Here is a 316-nt window from a genome sequence, read left to right on the forward strand (position 1 = left end):
GCACAACGCCACACGCTGCTGCTGGCCACCGGACAGCTCACGCGGCTTACGACCACCGAACCGGGACAGGCCCGCGATCTCCAGCGTCTCCCCCACCCGGCGGCGGATCTCGTCCTTCGGCACTCCGCGCAGCGTGAGCGGGAAAGCGACGTTCTCCCACACGCTCATGTGCGGGAAGAGCAGATACTGCTGGAAGACGAACCCGAGATTGCGCTTTTGCGGCGCCAGGCGCGTCACGTCACGCCCGCCGACGGTGATGGTGCCGGAGTCGGGTTCGCAGAACCCGGCGATCATCATCAGCGTCGTGGTCTTGCCC

1 protein-coding gene is annotated in these 316 nt (G+C 67.1%); it reads right to left on the reverse strand.

The window, feature by feature from the left end; translation table 11 throughout:
• The coding region (locus ADK65_RS06805) for an ABC transporter ATP-binding protein (protein ID WP_159038733.1) at positions 1 to 316 on the reverse strand (316 nt) is incomplete at both ends.

This window comes from Streptomyces sp. NRRL B-1140, assembly GCF_001280065.1.
Taxonomy (GTDB): Bacteria; Actinomycetota; Actinomycetes; order Streptomycetales; family Streptomycetaceae; genus Streptomyces.